The organism is Streptomyces sp. NPDC007872 (assembly GCF_042868165.1).
Taxonomy (GTDB): Bacteria; Actinomycetota; Actinomycetes; order Streptomycetales; family Streptomycetaceae; genus Streptomyces.
Genome location: NZ_JBIAEA010000004.1, coordinates 671,679 through 687,175 on the forward strand (window position 1 = coordinate 671,679; position 15,497 = coordinate 687,175).

Genomic DNA, 15,497 nt, shown 5'->3' on the forward strand with positions numbered 1-15,497 from the left:
CGGAACTCAGCCGCCGCCGCGGGGCGGGCGACGACCCTTCACCCGGTCGAGCGCCCGCCCCGCCCAGGCCCGTTCGCGCGCCTGACGGGCCGCCCAGCTCCGCGCGCCGGCCGCGCCCGCGCGGAGCCAGAGCAGCGGGGCCGTACCGGGCCCGGCGAGGAGCAGCCGGCGGTTGCGCACGGACTCCGGACGCCAGTGGTGCTTGTACGCCTCGCTGCCCCGCAGCATGCTCAGCGTGGCCCGCCCGCCCGCGCTGGTCTCCCGGGCCCCGTGCCGCAGCAGCATCGTCGCCACGTCGACCTTGCGGGCCCGCAGCGCGGGATCGGCCCCGTACAGATAGCCGCCGGCCAGGCGCGGCGACATCAGCGTCAGGTCGGCGGCGACCACGTCCCCGGCCAGCCGGAACTCGGTCACCATCGCGTCCCCCCGCTCCACCATGGGCCGCACGGCCCGGTTCAGGTGCTGGGCGAACCGCTCGCTGGTGTGCTCGGCGGTGACGCCCCGGCCCTGCCACTGGAGCCGGTGCAGGGCCAGGAGCCGGTCCAGGGCGGCCGGGACCTCCTCGCCGGTCACCACGCGCGCGTCGATGCCGAGCGCGTCCAGCTTCCGCAGCTTGGCGCGCACCCGCTGGGCCTTCCCGGAGGGGATCCGTTCGAGCAGGCCCTCCATCGGGACGGCCGGCAGCTCCAGGCACAGCGAGTCGGGCAGCCGCCGGCGCGGCCCCCGCCAGTGGGCGAAGACCCGGTCGCCGGCCGCTCCCGGCCGGACCTCCCGCAGGTCGACCACCGCGCCCCGGGCGGCCCGCGCGACCGCCCGGGCCAGGGCGGGCGCCGCCTCCGGACGGTCGTCGTCGAGGAGCACGTCCGCGAAGTCGGTGATCGAGCCGCCGAGCAGGGTGAGGACGGGCAGCGGGCCCCGGGCCCGCATCAGGGGCGCGGCGGCGACCAGCGCGCCGTCCCCGCGCCGTACGAGCACCACCCGCAGCGCACCGGGCCGCCCGTACGAGAGCCACCAGGAGTGCAGCCAGGAGTGGGACTGGAAGGGGGTGACGGAGGAGCAGCGGCCGTACAGCGCCGTCCACTCGGCCGCGAGCCGCCCGAACCCCTCCTCGTCACGGCAGACCTCCGTCCGCAGGGCGCCCGCGGTCACACCGCCTCCGCCTGGTGCGCGCCGGACACGGCGGGGGCGGGCACGGAGGCCCCGGCCCGGCGGGAGTGGCGGGACTCGCCGCGCGCGGCGGCGCGCCTCGGGCGGACCAGGAGCGCCAGACCGCCGAGCAGGCCGCCCGCGCAGCCGCCGACGAGCGCGGAGAGCGGCGCGGACGGGGAGACCGGGTCGAGGGGCTTCGTGGCGCGGGAGAACTGCACGACCTTCACGCCCGTGCTGGCCGCCACGTGGGAGCTGTCGAGGATGAGCGCCCGGGCCACCCCGTCGGCCATGGACACGGCCTTCGCGGGCCGCTCGGCCCGCGCGGTGATCGAGATCATCGGGGCGTCCGGGGAGGTCTCCGCCGTCACCTGCCTCCGCAGCGCCGCGGCGGACACCCCGGCCCACACCTGGGCGTCGCCGGTCACCGCGATGTCGGTGGCGACCCGCCCGTACGCCTGGGCGAAGCCGAGCGCCCCCGCCGGGTCGGACTTCCCGGCCGGTACGACGATGACGTAGCTGGTCGCCGCGTACTCCGGCGTCCGCAGGGCCCCGTAGCCGCCGCCGAGCACCGCCCCGGCGAGGACAGCGGCGGGCAGCACGGCCCAGCGGCCGGGGAGGCGGAGCCCGGCGGGCGGGAAGGCGCGGGACGGTGTGGTGGTCTTCATGGACGGGCTTCTCTCACTTCACGGATGCTTGGTGGTGCTGCACGGGCGACGGTGTGCCGTGGACGGCCTGGTCGTAGAGGGACATCAACTGCCGGGCGCTGCGCGCGATGTCGTAGTGACGGGCGGCCTCCGGGACGGCGAGGCGGCCGGGCCGGGCCTCCCCGGTGCCGCGCAGGGCGGCGGCCAGTTCGGGGACGGAGCCGCCGGTCCGGCGCGCGCCCGGGGCCGCGTCCGCCGGCAGGTCCTCGATCGCCGGGCAGGCCGCGTACAGGACGGGGAGGCCCGCCGCGAGCGCCTCGACGACCGCGAGCCCGAAGGCCTCGTCCGGGGAGGCGGAGACGAAGACGTCCATCGCGGCGAGCAGGTCCGGCAGCGAGGGACCGGTCGCGCCGGCGGGCGGCGGATCCGCGCAGGCCCCGGTGAGCAGCACCCGGTCGGCCGCCCCCCGGGCGCGGGCGAGCCGCAGCAGCTCCTCCCGCTCGCCGCCCTCCCCGACGAGCAGCAGCCGGGCCTCCGGGACCTCCGCCACCGCCCGTACGAGCAGGTCGAACCGCTTCCCGGGGGCCAGCCGCCCCACCCCGCCGACCACGTACGCGTCCTCGGGGAGGCCGAGCGCCGCCCGGGTCCGGCGGCGGGCCGCCGGGTCGAAGGCGAACCGGCCGGTCTCGATGCCGTTCGGCACCACCCGGATGCGCGTCTCGGGCACCCCCCAGTCCGCGAGCCGGCGGGCCACGCTGGGCGAGACGGCGACCGTGGAGGTGCCGAGCCGCTCGGACGCCAGGTACAGGGCGCGGGTGCCCGCCGACAGCGGCCGGCCCTCGATCTGGTGCGCGCCGAGCGAGTGCTCGGTGGCGACGATCCGGCGCACCCCGGCGATCCGGGCCGCCGTCCTGCCGTACACGCACGCCCGGTACAGGTGCGTGTGCACGAGGTCGTAGCGGCCCCGCCGGACGACCCGGGCCAGCCGGGGGAGCGCCCCGAGGTCGCGGTTGCCGGTCATGCCGAGGTGGGTGACGGGGGTGCCGTCCGCCTCGATGCCCGCGGCGACCGCGCCCGGGTTGGTGAGCGTCACCACCCCGCTCTCGACCGGGAGATGACGCAGCAACAGCCGCAACTGCTGCTCGGCGCCGCCGATGCCGAGCCCGGTGATGACGTGCAGGACCCTCATCGCGCACCCACCACGGCCGGGCCGTACGGGGCGGGGACCGGCAGGTCGGCGGGCCGGCGGCGGCGCAGCGGGTGCAGCACGCGCTTGGCGGCGAGCCGCCAGGAGGTGTCGTTCTCGCCGATGTGGACGCGGGGCAGGGCGTACGCGCCGGTGTACGGCCCCGGGTCGATCGCGCAGGCGTAGCGGTAGCCGGCCCGGCGCACGGCGTGCATCGCGCGCGGGTCGACCCGCCCGTACGGGTAGCAGAAGCCCTCCACCGGACGGCCCGTCATCTCCTCCAGGAGCTCGCGGCTGCGCCGGGTCTCGGCGGCGAGCGTCCGGTCGTCGGCCTCGGGCAGCGCCACGTGCGTCAGGCCGTGCGAGCCGATCTCCATCCCGGCGTCGGAGATCCGCCGGATCTCCTCCCCGGAGAGCAGCCGCTTGCGCGGCCCGTCCGCGTCCCAGCCGTTCTCGCCGCCCAGCCGGCCCGGCAGGACGTACACCGTGGCCGTGAAGCCGTGGCGGCGGAGCAGCGGCAGCGCCGAGTCGGCGAAGTCGGCGTAGCCGTCGTCGAAGGTCAGGCCCACCAGGCCCCGGGCGCGCCCCTCGGCGGTGGCGGCGAGCAGCTCCCGCACCGACACCCCGCGCAGTCCCCGGTCGCCCAGCCAGCGCAGTTGCCGCGCGAAGCGCGCCGGGGAGACGGTCACCCGGTACGGATCATCGGCGGTGTCCGTGATCGAGTGGTACATCGCCACCCACAGGGGAGGCCTTCCCCACAGGGGCGACCCGCCCCGCGGGGGGAGGCTCCTCCGCAGGGGCGGCTTCGGCAGCAGACGGCTCAGCGCGGTGACGGCGGGCATGGGGGGTCCTCCGGTAGGCGGAGCGGGGAAGGGACGGAAGGCCGGACGCCTCGGGGGCGCAGACCAGGAAGAGCGCGAAGACGCCGGTGGCGGCGAGGGCGGCGACGGCGACGGCGGGGAGGGCGGGGCCGACCGCGACCGAGGAGACCCAGCCGGCCCCGGTGGCGCCCGCGCCGGCGGCGGCGAGCCGGAGCAGCCCCGCGCCGAGCCGGCCGGCCCGGACCGGGACGGACTGGCGGTGCGCGCCCCGCAGCAGCAGGACGGCGGTCAGGGTGATGCCCAGCGCGTTGGCGGCGGCGATGCCCACCGCGCCCCACTGCTGGGCGCCGGGCACGCCCGCGACGCCGGTCGCGACGAGCCCCGCGCCCATGGCGACGGCCGGGTACCAGAGCGGGCGGGCGGCGGAGAAGTAGCAGCGGACCAGGGCGCCGACCATCGTCTGGCCCAGCAGGCCGAGGGCGTACACCCGCATGACGGCGGCGGTCGCGGTGGTGTCGGAGCCGCCGAACTCCCCCCGCTCGAAGAGGACCTCGACGATCCGGGGCGCGGCGGCGATCACCGTCGAGGCGCCGACGAGCACGACGACGGCGGCGAGCAGCAGGTCCCGCTCCACCCGGTGGCGGGCCGCCTCCTCGTCGCCCGCCGCGAGGGCGCGGGCGACCACCGGGAAGCTGACCGTGCACAGCATCAGGGAGAGGATCATCGGCATCTGCGCGACCTTCTGCGCGTAGTTCAGGTGCGAGATGGCCCCGGCGGGCAGCGGCGAGGCGAGGAACCGCTCGATCAGCGTCTGGGACTGGCGGCACAGCGAGAACGCGACGACCGGAGCGATCAGGCCGAGCACCAGGATCCGGCCGTCCTGCCCGCCCCGGGGCGCGGCCGCCCGCGGCGGGGGCACGGGGCCGGAGCGCAGCTCCCGGACGAGGGAGGGGGCCTGGACGAGGACCATCAGGACCCCGCCGACCGCGACCCCGGCGGCGGCCGACCGCACCCCCCAGGGCTCGCGGAGCAGCAGGATCGTGCCGATGATCCCCACGTTGTACGCCGTGTAGATCGTGGCCGGCGGCAGGAAGCGGCCGTGCGCGCGCAGCGCGGCCGAGCAGTAGCCGACCAGGGCGAACGAGAGCACGCAGGTCGCGGTGAGGCGCGTGCAGTCGACCGCGAGCGCCGGGTCGGGGAGGCCGGGGGCGAGGGCCGCGACGAGCAGCGGGGCGGCGACGACGAGGACGGCGGCGGCGATCCCCACGGCGAGGGTGAGCCGGGGCAGCGTCCCGCGCACGAGCGCGCGCACCGGGTCGTCGAACACGCCGTCGCCGCGCCGGGCCAGGGCGCGGGAGAACGCGGGCACCAGGATCAGGGCCATCGCGTCCTCGATGAGCAGCGTCGAGGCGAACTCGGGCACCGTCCACGCCACCAGGAACGCGTCGGTGGCGGCCCCGGCCCCGAAGTACCCGGCCAGGATCTGGTCCCGTACGAGCCCGAGCACCGCCCCGACGGCGGTGAGCACGGCGGTCACGGCCGCCGCCTTCGCCAGGAACCCCCGCCCCTGCGTCCGGTCGCCCCCGGCGGCACGCCCGCGCCCGCGCGCGTGGGCGCGGCGGCCGGTGCGGGGGGCGGGGGGCGTCGTCGTCGGCGGCGTTGTCGCCGGATCCGTGGTCGTCGCCGTGGGCGTGCTCCCGGACCGGCCGCGCACGGCGACGCGGCGGGCCCCGGCGAGACCGCCCGCGGGCGCGGCGCCGTCGGGCCCGGGGGCCCGTGCGGGCTCCGTGCCCCTTCGCCCGGAGGCCTCCGTGCCCGGCAGCACGACGGCCCCCGGTCCCCACGGGGAGTCCGTGGGGCTCAGGGGCGGGGTCGACCAGGGGTCGGCCGACGGGGCGCCGCAGGGTTGCCGGGGCGACCGCGACACGGGGTGCGGCCCGTCGGACCGCAGCGGGTCCGCGGGGCCCGCCGGCCCCGGCCACCCCGCGTCCGTGGGCTCCGGTTCCCCGGCCCACGGGTCACGCACGTCTCGCTCCCACCAGCGACCACCAGGCCGCCAGGCCGAACACGACCGCCATCAGCACCGTCGAGGGGCCGCCGATGTCCGCGTAGAAGAAGTCGACGAGCTGCCAGACGAGCAGGCCCGTCGCGACGAGCGCGCAGTCCGCGCCCGAACCGGACCCGGGGCCGAAGCCGCCGCGCCGCCGCAGCGCGCCCACGAGCAGTGCCGTCCAGCTCCCGACCAGGGCGAGCAACCCCACCAGGCCCTGCTCGCTCAGGACGAGCAGGTACATGTTGTGCGGGGAGAGCAGCGGCTGCCGCTGGAAGCCCGCGCCCGCGCCCGCCGTGTCGCTGCCGGAGGACAGCGCGACCGAGGCGTGCGCGTCGCGGTACTGCGGGAAGCCCTTCAGGCCGACGCCCGTGAGCGGCTCCGCGCGCCACATCTCCCCGGCCGCCGCCCACATCGTGTACCGGTCGGTCACCGACTGGTCCGGCGCCGCCGTCACCCGCGTGATGCTGGCGACACGCTCCTCCACCAGTTCCGAACCGATCCCGAGGCCGCCCACCAGGACCACCCCGAGCGCGCCCGCCGCGAGCCCGACCCGCACCGCCCGGCGCGGCCCCGCCAGGAGCAGTTGGAGCGCGCAGGCGAGCACGGTCGCGATCCACGCGCCCCGGCTGAAGGAGAGGACCAGCGGGAGGAACAGCAGCCCGGCGCAGACCAGGGCCGCCGTCCGCGCCCGCCCCGGACCGCTGCCGAGCGCGATCCCGGTGACGACGACGAGTCCGTACGAGACGACGGTCGCCATGCCCATCACGTCGGTCGCCCCGAACGTGCCGACCGCCCGGATGTCCTCGCCCTGGTACGAGGCGCCCGTGCCGGTCAGGTACTGGGCGACGCCCACCGCCCCCTGGAGCAGGGCGAGTCCGACCAGGGCCCAGGCGACCACGGCGAAGTCCCGCCGGTCGCGGACCGTCAGGAGCACGGCCGCCGGGACCAGGACGAAGACCTGGACGTACCGGGCGACGCCCGGCAGGCTCGACGCCGGGTCGTTCGAGGTGATCGCGGCCAGGCAGATCCCGAGGACCGGGAGGCCGAGGACGACGGCGGCGGTACGGGTCAGCGGCCGGGCCCGGCCGCGCGCCACCCGCACCAGGCAGACCAGGACGAGGAGCCCGGAGGCCGCGTCGGCGACCGTGCCCGTGCCGCCGGTGCCGCCCTCCGCCCCGCCGCCGCCCGGGACGAGCAGCAGCGCGACCACGGCGAGGACCGGGGAGAGCGCCCCGGCCCTGCGGAGCAGGTCCCGCGCCCCCGGGCCGGCCACGGGGAGCGTCGCGGCCGTGGCCATCCTCAGCTCCCCGTGGGTCGGACGAGTTCGGCGGCCGTGCGCAGCAGGATGCAGACGTCCTGCCAGAGCGACCAGTGGTCGATGTAGTGGTTGTCGAAGCGGCAGCGGTCCTCGATCGAGGTGTCGCCGCGCAGGCCGTGCACCTGCGCGAGGCCGGTGAGTCCCACCGGCATCCGGTGGCGGGCCGCGTATCCGGCGTGGGTCTTGCTGAACTGGGCGACGAAGTAGGGGCGTTCCGGACGGGGCCCGACCAGGCTCATGTCCCCGCGCAGCACGTTCCACAGTTGCGGCAGCTCGTCGAGCGAGGTCTTCCGCAGGAAGCCCCCGGCCGCGCTCATCCGCCGGTCGCCCGCCACGTTCCAGCGGGTCGCCGACTCGGTGTCGTCCGAGGGGCGGAGCGTACGGAACTTGAGCAGCGTGAAGGGGCGCCCGTGCTGGCCCACCCGCTCCTGCCGGAACAGGACCCCGGGACCGTCCGAGAGGCGCACGGCCAGCGCGCAGAGCAGCAGCACGGGCAGCGCGAGCACGAGCGCGGGGGCGGCGAGGGCGATGTCGAGGGCCCGCTTGGCGGTCAGGCCGCGCCGCTCGTCCAGCGGGACGAGCCGGTGCCAGGCGTACCCCCACATGTGCTCGCCCATCGGCCCGTCCGGGCGCGGTCCGCCGACCCGCCAGGTGGTGCAGCCGTACTGCTGGAAGAGGGTCACCAGGCCCGGGTCGTCGTCCAGGAACACGGCGTCGCACACGGTGTTCTGGATGACGGCCCGGTGGATCTCCTCGGTCGTGGTGAGCACCGGGAGACCGGCCTCCCCGAGCGGCCGGGGGGCGCCGCCCTGCTCCGGCACGCCGACGATCCCGACCGGCCGCACCCCGTACTCGGGGTGCTGGGCGGCCGCCGCCGCGAACCGGCGCGCGTCGCCCGTCCCGCCGACGACCAGCGCCGACCGGGGGTGGGCCCGCGCGACCCGGCGCCGCCGGCCGAGGACGAGGGCGCGGACCACGCAGACGAGGACGACGTGGACGGCGTACGCGGCGCACAGCCGCAGCGGTCCGATCGCCAGGTGCGCGGAGTACGCGGCGACCCCCGCCGCCGCCAGGCACCAGGCGACCCCGGCGCGGGAGGCGAGCGCGGGCAGCTCGTCCAGGGCCCGGACGTGCGCGGCCGGGCGGTGGAGCCCGGCGTGCCCGTCGAGGAGCAGGACGAGCGCCAGGACCGGCAGGACGAGCCGGAGGTCGTGGTGGGCGGCGCTCAGCACCGAGGCGGCCGCGACGACCGCCAGGGCGTCGACCGCCACGAGCGGTGCCGCGCCGGACCGCGGGCGGGTCCGGGAGCGGTGCCGGCGCGGCGGCGCGAGCCGGCCGGGGGCGCCGCGGGGCGGCGCGAGGGAGGCGAGGCCGAAGGCCCGGCCCTGGCCCGCCGTGGGCCAGGGGCCCGGAGAGGAGGGGACGCTGGTGCTTTCCGTGGTCACTGTGCGATCGGCTCTCTGTGCTCGGCCCCCCGCACCCCGGCCAGCTCGCGGTAGAGGTCCGCGACGGCCGCGCCGGTGCGCCGGACGTCGAAACTGCTGAGGACGTGCTCGTGGGCCTCCCGGCCCAGGCGGTGCCGCAGCTCCGGCCTGCCGAGGAGGCGGCCGAGGGCGGCGGCGAGCGCGGCCGGGTCCTCGGGAGGGACCAGGCACAGGGGTTCGTGGGCGGGCGGCAGGCTCTCCCGGGCCCCGTCGACGTCGCTGACGACGACGGGCCGGCCGCTGGCCATGGCCTCCAGGGGCGCGAGCGCCATGCCCTCCCAGCGGGACGGCAGGACGACCACGTCGGCGGCCCGGTACCAGGGGGCGGTGTCCCCGACGGCCCCGGCGAACCGCACCGAGGGGCCCGCGGCGGCCCGCAGCCCCTCCGCGTCCGGGCCGTCGCCGACCAGGACGAGCCGGGCCGCGGGGACCTCCGCGAGGACGGCGGGCCAGGCGGCCAGCAGCACGTCCTGTCCCTTCTGGCGGCAGAGCCGGCCCACGCAGACGACCGTGGGGGCCGGGTTGCGGGGCGGGCCGTCGTTCGCGAACCGGGCCGTGTCCACCCCGTTGCGGACGACCGACCAGTCCGCCTCGACCCCGGCCGCCTCGCCGGTGCGCCGCTCGGCCTCGCTCACGCAGAGGACCCGGTCGGTCCAGCGGGCGCCGAACCGCTCCCAGCTCCGGGCGAGCGCGGCGGTCGTCCCCCGCACCGCCTCGAAGGACCAGGCGTGCGGCTGGTACACCGTGGGGATCCGGCCCCGCACGACGAGCCGGGCGCACAGCCCCGCCTTGGCGCTGTGGGCGTGGACGAGGTCGGGCCCGACCGCGCGGACGAGCCGGGCCAGGGACGCCGTCTCGCGGACGAGGCCGGGGCCGGGGTCGCGGCCGGCCCGCCAGTCGTGGACCTCCGCCCCCTCGTCCCGGGCGGCGGCGGACAGGTCGGTGCCGGGCGGGCAGGCGACCGCGACCCGCAGGCCGGCGGCGCGCTGGGCGCGGACGAGGTCGACGACCACGCGGGCGACCCCGCCGTCGCCGGGCTGGACCGCGTGCAGGACGGTGACGGACCCCGGGTCCGTGTCGGATGGTGACAGCACGTCAGCCCCGCACGTCCGCCCGGGCGGCCGACGCACCCCGGGGCACGACGAGAGCCGCTGAATTCCGCATACAGGTTCTCCGCTTTGATGAGAGGAGGAAGGGAAGACCCGCGAAGGCCGGGAGGGGGGAAGGTGTGGTCCGCACGAAATGGGTGAACGCGCGGCCGGCCCGGAAGCAACGTTCGGGAAAGTTATAACCCCGAAGCGGGGCGATAGTAAGCATGAGATGACCGGTATCGCTAACTCCCGTATCTCCGTGGCCCGTTCCTCGTTGGGCGTGTTGCGCCATTCCGCGTCCGGACACTCGAACGACCCCCTTTCGGCCCAAAGAACGACCGAGCGTCACCCGTTCGGGAGAGCAACCGATGGAAATCGGAGGCGTTGTTGAGGGAGTCGGACCGTTCAGTCCGCGCAGTCCGAGTTGTATGAATTCGATCGAGGAGCACATCTCCATGTCCCGTATCGCCAAGGCCGTTGTCCTGACCGCGAGCGCCGCCGCGGCCGTCGCCGGTACCGCGGGTGCCGCCGTCGCCGACGCCGGCGCCGAGGCCGCGGCCGTGCACTCCCCCGGTGTGCTCTCGGGCAACGTCGCCCAGGTCCCGATCCACATCCCGGTCAACGTCTGCGGCAACACCGTCGACGTCATCGGTCTCCTGAACCCGGCCTTCGGCAACGTCTGCGCCAACGACTGATCCGGCACGTCCGTTCGGTCCTTTCGAGGCCGGTGCGCCCGCTCCCGTCAGGGACGGGCGCACCGGCCTTCTCCTCGTCGTGATGGGGTCGGCACTCGCTCGGGCGCACTTCCGCGCGCCGCCCGGTGCAACGGCGCACGCCCCTTTCCGGGGCAGGGCGGGAGGGGGGATTCACCCGAACGGATGCGTGGCGCTCAGTAGTTCTCCGGTCGCGGAGGGCTATAGCCGCAGGCCTCCCGGGGCGACGGTCCGCCGGTCCGCGCGGAGGGGGAACGCGTGTGCGGTCGGCGCGCGGGACCGGTCTCATCGATCGGGTGCAGTGTCGAGAAATCCTTCCTCCCGGAGTTTCCGGAAAGCCGACTTCTCGTTACAGGAGGAGAACGCGTACGGGATTCGCCCAAGAACCCTGCGCGAAAAGTGACTTGAAAGCCAGAGGAAGGATTCACCCCATGAAGCCCACCAAGGTCGCCGCGGTCGTCGCCGGTTCGCTGATGGCCCTGGGTGCCGCCGCGCCCGCCATGGCCACGGAGGCGCTCACCCCCACCAGCCTGAACGGCGGCCTGGAGGCGATCGCCGCCAACGGCCTGAAGACGGACGTGCTGAGCAGCACCACCGAGGGCTCCCCGGTGAAGTCCGTCACGGACGCGGCGGGCCAGCTCAACGACGTCACCAAGGGTGCCCCGCTGCTCGGTGGCCTCCCGCTCGCCGGCGGCCTTCCGCTGGGCGGCTGACGCACCTTCAGCACGGCTGTTCACAGGGGCATTCCGGGGGGCCGGCGCGCCCCGTTCCCCACGGTCGGCTGATCGAATGATTTTCAGATCATCTGCCGTGTGGCCCATGCTCCGCACCCCGCTCCGACTCCTACTCTCTCGCCAGTCCCCGCGCACGTCGGTGGGCACCGGGCCGGTCGGAGCGAGGGGGGAGCCTCGTCGGCCTCTCCTTTTCTCAGAGGAAGAGCGGTATGCGGTCCATCATCAGCAGGAAAGTACTCACCGCGGCGGCAGCGACCGGAATCCTGTCGCTGAGCGGCGGATTCGCCCTTGCCGCGAGCTCCCACGCCGGCACGGGCGACGGACCGGGTCCGAGCACGGCCGGACACGTCCAGGGCCCCCTGCCGGCCGACGTCTGCGGCAGGCTCGCGGAGAAGGGCGGCGCCGCGGCGGCGGCCGTCGGGAACCTCTGCGGCCACGCGGGAGGCCAGGACGACGGCTACGGCCAGGACGACGGCGGTTACGGCGGGGACGACGACGGCGGTTACGGCGAGGAGCCCTCGCACCCGCCGACGAAGCCCCCGACCACGCCTCCCACGCACCCGCCGACGACGCCCCCCACCACGCCGCCGACGACCCCGCCCACCACGCCCCCCACCACCCCGCCGACGACGCCCCCCACGACGCCGCCGACGACCACTCCGCCCACCACCACCCCGCCGACGTACCCGCCGAAGCCGGGGGACTGCGAGCACCCCGAGCCCGGTCACCCGAAGCCGAGCTGTGGTCCCACGAAGCCGCCGACGGCCCCGCCGACGACGCCTCCGACCACCCCGCCGACGAAGCCGCCGACGACGCCTCCCGCCACGCCGCCGACGACTCCGCCGACGACCCCGCCCACGACCACGCCCCCCGCGACGCCTCCCGCCACCCCGCCGACGAAGCCCCCCACCACCCCGCCGCAGCTCCCCGAGACCGGTAGCGAGCCCGCGCTCGTGGGGGCGGCCGCGATCAGCGCCGCGCTCGTCATCGGCGGCGCCGTGGTCTACGTGCGCGGCGGACGGGTCGCCCGCCGTCACTGATCCCCGCCACCGCCGACCGCGCGGGTGAAGGGACGGTCCCTCCCGCCACCCCGGGGGCCGTCGATCGTTGCAAGAGAAGGCTCGTCGCATGGCCGCGGCCCGCGGACCGGAGCCGTTCCGTCGTATCCGGCGACGGAACGGAATTCCGGTCCGCGGGCCATTTTTTCTTCTTTCCTTCTTCCCGTTCGGCCCAATGGCCGTGACCCGTTCCGCCGCCCGGCGTTGAACGGGCATGACGGCCGTGATTCCTGCGGTCGCTTTCCCCGTCCAAGGAGTTCTTGATGTCTCGCATCGCGAAGGCTGCCGCTGTTCTCGCCGGCACCAGTGCCGTGGCCCTCGGCGGAGCCGGCCTGGCCGTCGCCGACTCGGGCGCCGAGGCCGTCGCCGCCCACTCGCCCGGTGTCCTCTCGGGCAACGTCCTCCAGGTCCCGGTCCACGTCCCGGTCAACCTCTGCGGCAACACCGTCAACGTCATCGGCCTGCTGAACCCGGCCTTCGGCAACACCTGCGCCAACGTCAGCGACGGCGAGGACGACCGTGACGAGGACGGCGGCTACGGCGGCTGACCCCCCCCCGCTCCCCTCGCGTGTCCCCCCGCTCCGACCGGACCGGGGGGACACGCGCGTACGGGGCCGTGCGCGGCGGCTCAGGCGTACTTGTAGATCCGGCTGTGGTCGAACATCGAGGCCGGGGTCACCCCCCACGGAGCCATCGCCTGGTGCCGGGCGACCACCTTGCGGTACTGCCCGTCGCCCAGCGGCGGCGGCTCCGCCGGCAGGTAGGCGGCCCCGGGGTTCCGCTGCTGCCAGCGCGACCAGACCAGGTCCACGAAGGCGTGGTGCAGCCAGAAGACCGGGTCGTTCACCGAGCCGCCGCCGAGCATCAGGCCGCCGACCCAGCGGTGCACCCGGTTGTGGATCCGGAACCGGTCGTTGCCCTGCCCCGGCGACCAGCCCTCCAGGCGGTTGCGGAAGCCGGACGGGCTCGTCGAGTTCCAGGGCGTCACGTCGTACACCCGCTCCCGCGTCACCTCCTCCAACTGGGCCTGGGTGGGGAGCGTGATCGGATCGCGGGGGCGCCCGAAGTCCCTGGTCAGGAAGCGTCCCTCGGTCATCGACTGGGTGACGGTCCAGCGGCCGGAGGAGTGCGCGAAGGGGCCGGTCATCACCTGGAGGTCGGACCGGCGCCCGTTGCCGCCCATGAAGTCCTCGCCCCAGATCGACGAGGCCGGGCTGTTGTCCCGGGTCCAGTCCCAGTACGGGACCGTCACCGCGGGGTCGATCCGGCGCAGCGCCGTCTCGAACTCCAGCAGGAACTTCCGGTGCCAGGGCAGGAAGCTCGGCGTCATGTGCGCGACCCGCAGCCCGCCCTCCCCGTCGGCCACGTAGTGGTCGATGTGGGTGCGGACGAAGCGGTCGTACGCCCCGGTGCGCTTGAGCTCCAGGACGGCGGCGACGAACCTGCGGCGCTCGGCGCCGGTCAGGTCGCGCTGGTTCTTACGCGTGTACACCACGCGGGTTCCCTCCCGTCGGGTCCGTGGCCGCGCCGTGGGCGCCCGCCAGGGGGGAGAGCGGGGCGGCGCCCAGCTCGTCCACGGCCGCGCGGACCGCGGCCAGCGGCGTCGGACAGGACTCGTAGTGGTCGATCGGGGTGACGTAGCCGCCGTCGGCGCAGCGCATCAGGTGCAGCGGCCGGCCGTCGACGAAGGCCGTCGGCCCGCCGTCGGGGCCGGAGAGGCCCAGGATCCGGCGGCCCCGGTACATCTCGTCGAAGGCGTGGGGGTCGTCCGGCCCTCCGGCGGGGGAGCGGAGCGCGACACGGCCGAGGGCACCGCCCGTGAAGGCGGTGACGGCCAGGGCGAAGAGGGACCGCAGGGCGACCCGGCGCGGGACGATCATCAGTGATCTCCAGATGGTCGGCTGGGGGTTCCCCCGCCACGGGCGGAGGGAGCCCTCGGGGCACAACGATGAAATCCCGGGTTCGTTGCGCCGGAAAGGCCAGTCGCGTGAATGTCGGCCGTTCGGGTGAAAGGGGCGCGGGAAAAGGGGGGTTGGAGCACTAGCATCCGATTCATGACCACTTCCAACGTCGCTTCCTCGGCGCGCAGCGCCTCTCCGCTGGGAACCCTCACGGTGATCCCGTGGTCCAGCGAGCCCTCCGCCGAGTCGGCGGGCACGCCGTTCCTCATGGCGTACTCGCTCGGCGACGGCCGGGACGGACCGGAGGCCGGTCAGCAGGCGATGCGGACCGCCCTGGAGACCATGGGCCTCTCGGTCGGCGACCGCCTCTTCGACCTGGAGAAGGACGCCGGGATCAACGCCTCGCTGCTCGTCGAGGGCGGTTCGGCCGTGCTCAGCCTGCCGTTCCTGAAGGTGCAGTGCCCGGTGCCCGACGAGTGGCAGGCGGCGGCCCGCGAGAGCGGCAAGGTCTACCTGATCTGCTCGGTACGGCCCTGGCCCGAGGCGGTCCCCGGTCGGCCCGTCGACGAGGCGCGGCTGCGGGCCTTCGTCTCCGACGAGGAGATGCTCGGGGAGAGCGCCCACGTCCTGATGCCGGTCCGCCGCATCCAGGGCTGAACGGGAAGAGCGGGAAGAACCGGGAAGAGGGGTCGCGCCATGGCGACGGTGGACGTACGGGGCGGGGTGCCGGGACAGCGGCGGGAGGAGGCCTCCCGGGAGGCCGGCGGCCCGGTCGGCGCGGGCCGGGCCCTCGCCTGGCTCCTGGTGGTCACCGGCGCGGCGGGCGCCCTGGCCGGCTGGGTGATCACGCTCGACAAGTTCCTGCTCCTGGAGGACCCCGGCTTCACCCCGGGGTGCAGCCTGAACCCGGTGGTCTCCTGCGGCAGCGTCATGAAGAGCGAGCAGGCGGCGGTGTTCGGGTTTCCCAACCCGATGCTCGGGCTCGTCACGTACGCCGCCGTCGTCGCGATCGGGGCCGGGCTGCTCGCCGGGGCCCGCTACCGGGGCTGGTTCTGGCTCGGCCTGAACGCCGGGACGCTCTTCGGGGTCGGCTTCTGCACCTGGCTGATGCACCAGTCGCTGTACGAGATCAACGCGCTCTGCCTGTGGTGCTGCCTGGCCTGGGTCGCGACGCTCCTGATGTTCTGGTCCGTCACCGCGCACAACGTGCGGACCGGGGTGCTGCCCGCCCCGGCGGGGGTGCGGACCTTCTTCGGCGAGTTCGCCTTCGCCCCGCCCCTCCTGCACGTCGGGATCATCGGGATGCTGGTCCTGACCCGGTGGTGGGACTTCTGGACGAGCTGAC

16 protein-coding genes are annotated in these 15,497 nt (G+C 75.8%); 6 read left to right on the forward strand and 10 right to left on the reverse strand.

Annotated features, from left to right (window positions below; genetic code table 11):
• Positions 1 to 6: 6 nt before the first annotated feature.
• The 8 genes from ACFYNX_RS17665 to ACFYNX_RS17700 all read right to left on the reverse strand — a co-directional run bounded on the left by ACFYNX_RS17665 (position 7) and on the right by ACFYNX_RS17700 (position 9,749).
• Complete coding sequence (locus ACFYNX_RS17665) at positions 7 to 1,149, reverse strand: GNAT family N-acetyltransferase (RefSeq protein ID WP_388662312.1); 1,143 nt, start codon at positions 1,147 to 1,149, stop codon at positions 7 to 9.
• Complete coding sequence (locus tag ACFYNX_RS17670; RefSeq protein ID WP_388662314.1) at positions 1,146 to 1,814, reverse strand: lipopolysaccharide biosynthesis protein; 669 nt, start codon at positions 1,812 to 1,814, stop codon at positions 1,146 to 1,148. Before ACFYNX_RS17670 ends, ACFYNX_RS17665 begins: the two co-directional genes overlap by 4 nt.
• Before the next feature lie 13 nt (positions 1,815 to 1,827).
• Positions 1,828 to 2,982 carry a glycosyltransferase gene (locus ACFYNX_RS17675; RefSeq protein ID WP_388662316.1) on the reverse strand — a complete coding sequence of 385 codons (1,155 nt, stop codon included), beginning with the start codon at positions 2,980 to 2,982 and terminating at the stop codon, positions 1,828 to 1,830.
• Positions 2,979 to 3,710, reverse strand: a complete 732-nt coding sequence (locus tag ACFYNX_RS17680; protein WP_365545830.1) for a polysaccharide deacetylase family protein — start codon at positions 3,708 to 3,710, stop codon at positions 2,979 to 2,981. The genes ACFYNX_RS17675 and ACFYNX_RS17680 overlap by 4 nt, the downstream gene beginning before the upstream one ends.
• On the reverse strand, positions 3,679 to 5,514 hold the full coding sequence (locus tag ACFYNX_RS17685; RefSeq protein ID WP_388662577.1) for a lipid II flippase MurJ: 1,836 nt from the start codon (positions 5,512 to 5,514) through the stop codon (positions 3,679 to 3,681). Before ACFYNX_RS17685 ends, ACFYNX_RS17680 begins: the two co-directional genes overlap by 32 nt.
• Before the next feature lie 304 nt (positions 5,515 to 5,818).
• A complete protein-coding gene (locus tag ACFYNX_RS17690) occupies positions 5,819 to 7,150 on the reverse strand; it encodes an O-antigen ligase family protein (RefSeq protein ID WP_365545836.1) in 1,332 nt (443 codons plus the stop codon).
• Between the two features lie 2 nt (positions 7,151 to 7,152).
• Positions 7,153 to 8,616, reverse strand: a complete 1,464-nt coding sequence (locus tag ACFYNX_RS17695; RefSeq protein ID WP_388662319.1) for a sugar transferase — start codon at positions 8,614 to 8,616, stop codon at positions 7,153 to 7,155.
• Complete coding sequence (locus ACFYNX_RS17700; RefSeq protein ID WP_388662321.1) at positions 8,613 to 9,749, reverse strand: glycosyltransferase; 1,137 nt, start codon at positions 9,747 to 9,749, stop codon at positions 8,613 to 8,615. The genes ACFYNX_RS17695 and ACFYNX_RS17700 overlap by 4 nt, the downstream gene beginning before the upstream one ends.
• Before the next feature lie 452 nt (positions 9,750 to 10,201).
• Between ACFYNX_RS17700 and ACFYNX_RS17705 the strand changes: the two genes are divergently transcribed.
• The 4 genes from ACFYNX_RS17705 (at position 10,202) to ACFYNX_RS17720 (ending at position 12,799) form a co-directional block, all read left to right on the forward strand.
• Complete coding sequence (locus ACFYNX_RS17705) at positions 10,202 to 10,441, forward strand: chaplin (protein ID WP_185893619.1); 240 nt, start codon at positions 10,202 to 10,204, stop codon at positions 10,439 to 10,441.
• 449 nt (positions 10,442 to 10,890) lie between these two features.
• The gene (locus ACFYNX_RS17710; protein WP_365545844.1) at positions 10,891 to 11,172 is read left to right on the forward strand and encodes a hypothetical protein; all 282 of its coding nucleotides are present in this window, start codon (positions 10,891 to 10,893) and stop codon (positions 11,170 to 11,172) included.
• Positions 11,173 to 11,402: 230 nt separating this feature from the next.
• A complete protein-coding gene (locus tag ACFYNX_RS17715) occupies positions 11,403 to 12,233 on the forward strand; it encodes a hypothetical protein (protein WP_388662323.1) in 831 nt (276 codons plus the stop codon).
• 281 nt (positions 12,234 to 12,514) lie between these two features.
• Entirely contained in the window at positions 12,515 to 12,799 is a 285-nt protein-coding gene (locus ACFYNX_RS17720) for a chaplin (protein WP_388662325.1), read from the forward strand.
• 80 nt (positions 12,800 to 12,879) lie between these two features.
• Here the strand turns inward: ACFYNX_RS17720 and ACFYNX_RS17725 are convergent, their stop codons facing one another.
• Positions 12,880 to 13,746 carry a tyrosinase family protein gene (locus ACFYNX_RS17725; RefSeq protein ID WP_365545849.1) on the reverse strand — a complete coding sequence of 289 codons (867 nt, stop codon included), beginning with the start codon at positions 13,744 to 13,746 and terminating at the stop codon, positions 12,880 to 12,882.
• The gene (locus ACFYNX_RS17730; protein WP_365545852.1) at positions 13,730 to 14,131 is read right to left on the reverse strand and encodes a tyrosinase family oxidase copper chaperone; all 402 of its coding nucleotides are present in this window, start codon (positions 14,129 to 14,131) and stop codon (positions 13,730 to 13,732) included. The genes ACFYNX_RS17725 and ACFYNX_RS17730 overlap by 17 nt, the downstream gene beginning before the upstream one ends.
• Before the next feature lie 174 nt (positions 14,132 to 14,305).
• Here ACFYNX_RS17730 and ACFYNX_RS17735 point away from each other — a divergent pair, with 174 nt between their 5' ends.
• Positions 14,306 to 14,809: a DUF5949 family protein gene (locus ACFYNX_RS17735; protein WP_221888937.1), complete on the forward strand. Its 504-nt coding sequence runs from the start codon at positions 14,306 to 14,308 to the stop codon at positions 14,807 to 14,809.
• Positions 14,810 to 14,848: 39 nt separating this feature from the next.
• On the forward strand, positions 14,849 to 15,496 hold the full coding sequence (locus tag ACFYNX_RS17740) for a vitamin K epoxide reductase family protein (RefSeq protein WP_365545855.1): 648 nt from the start codon (positions 14,849 to 14,851) through the stop codon (positions 15,494 to 15,496).
• Position 15,497 lies beyond the last annotated feature (1 nt).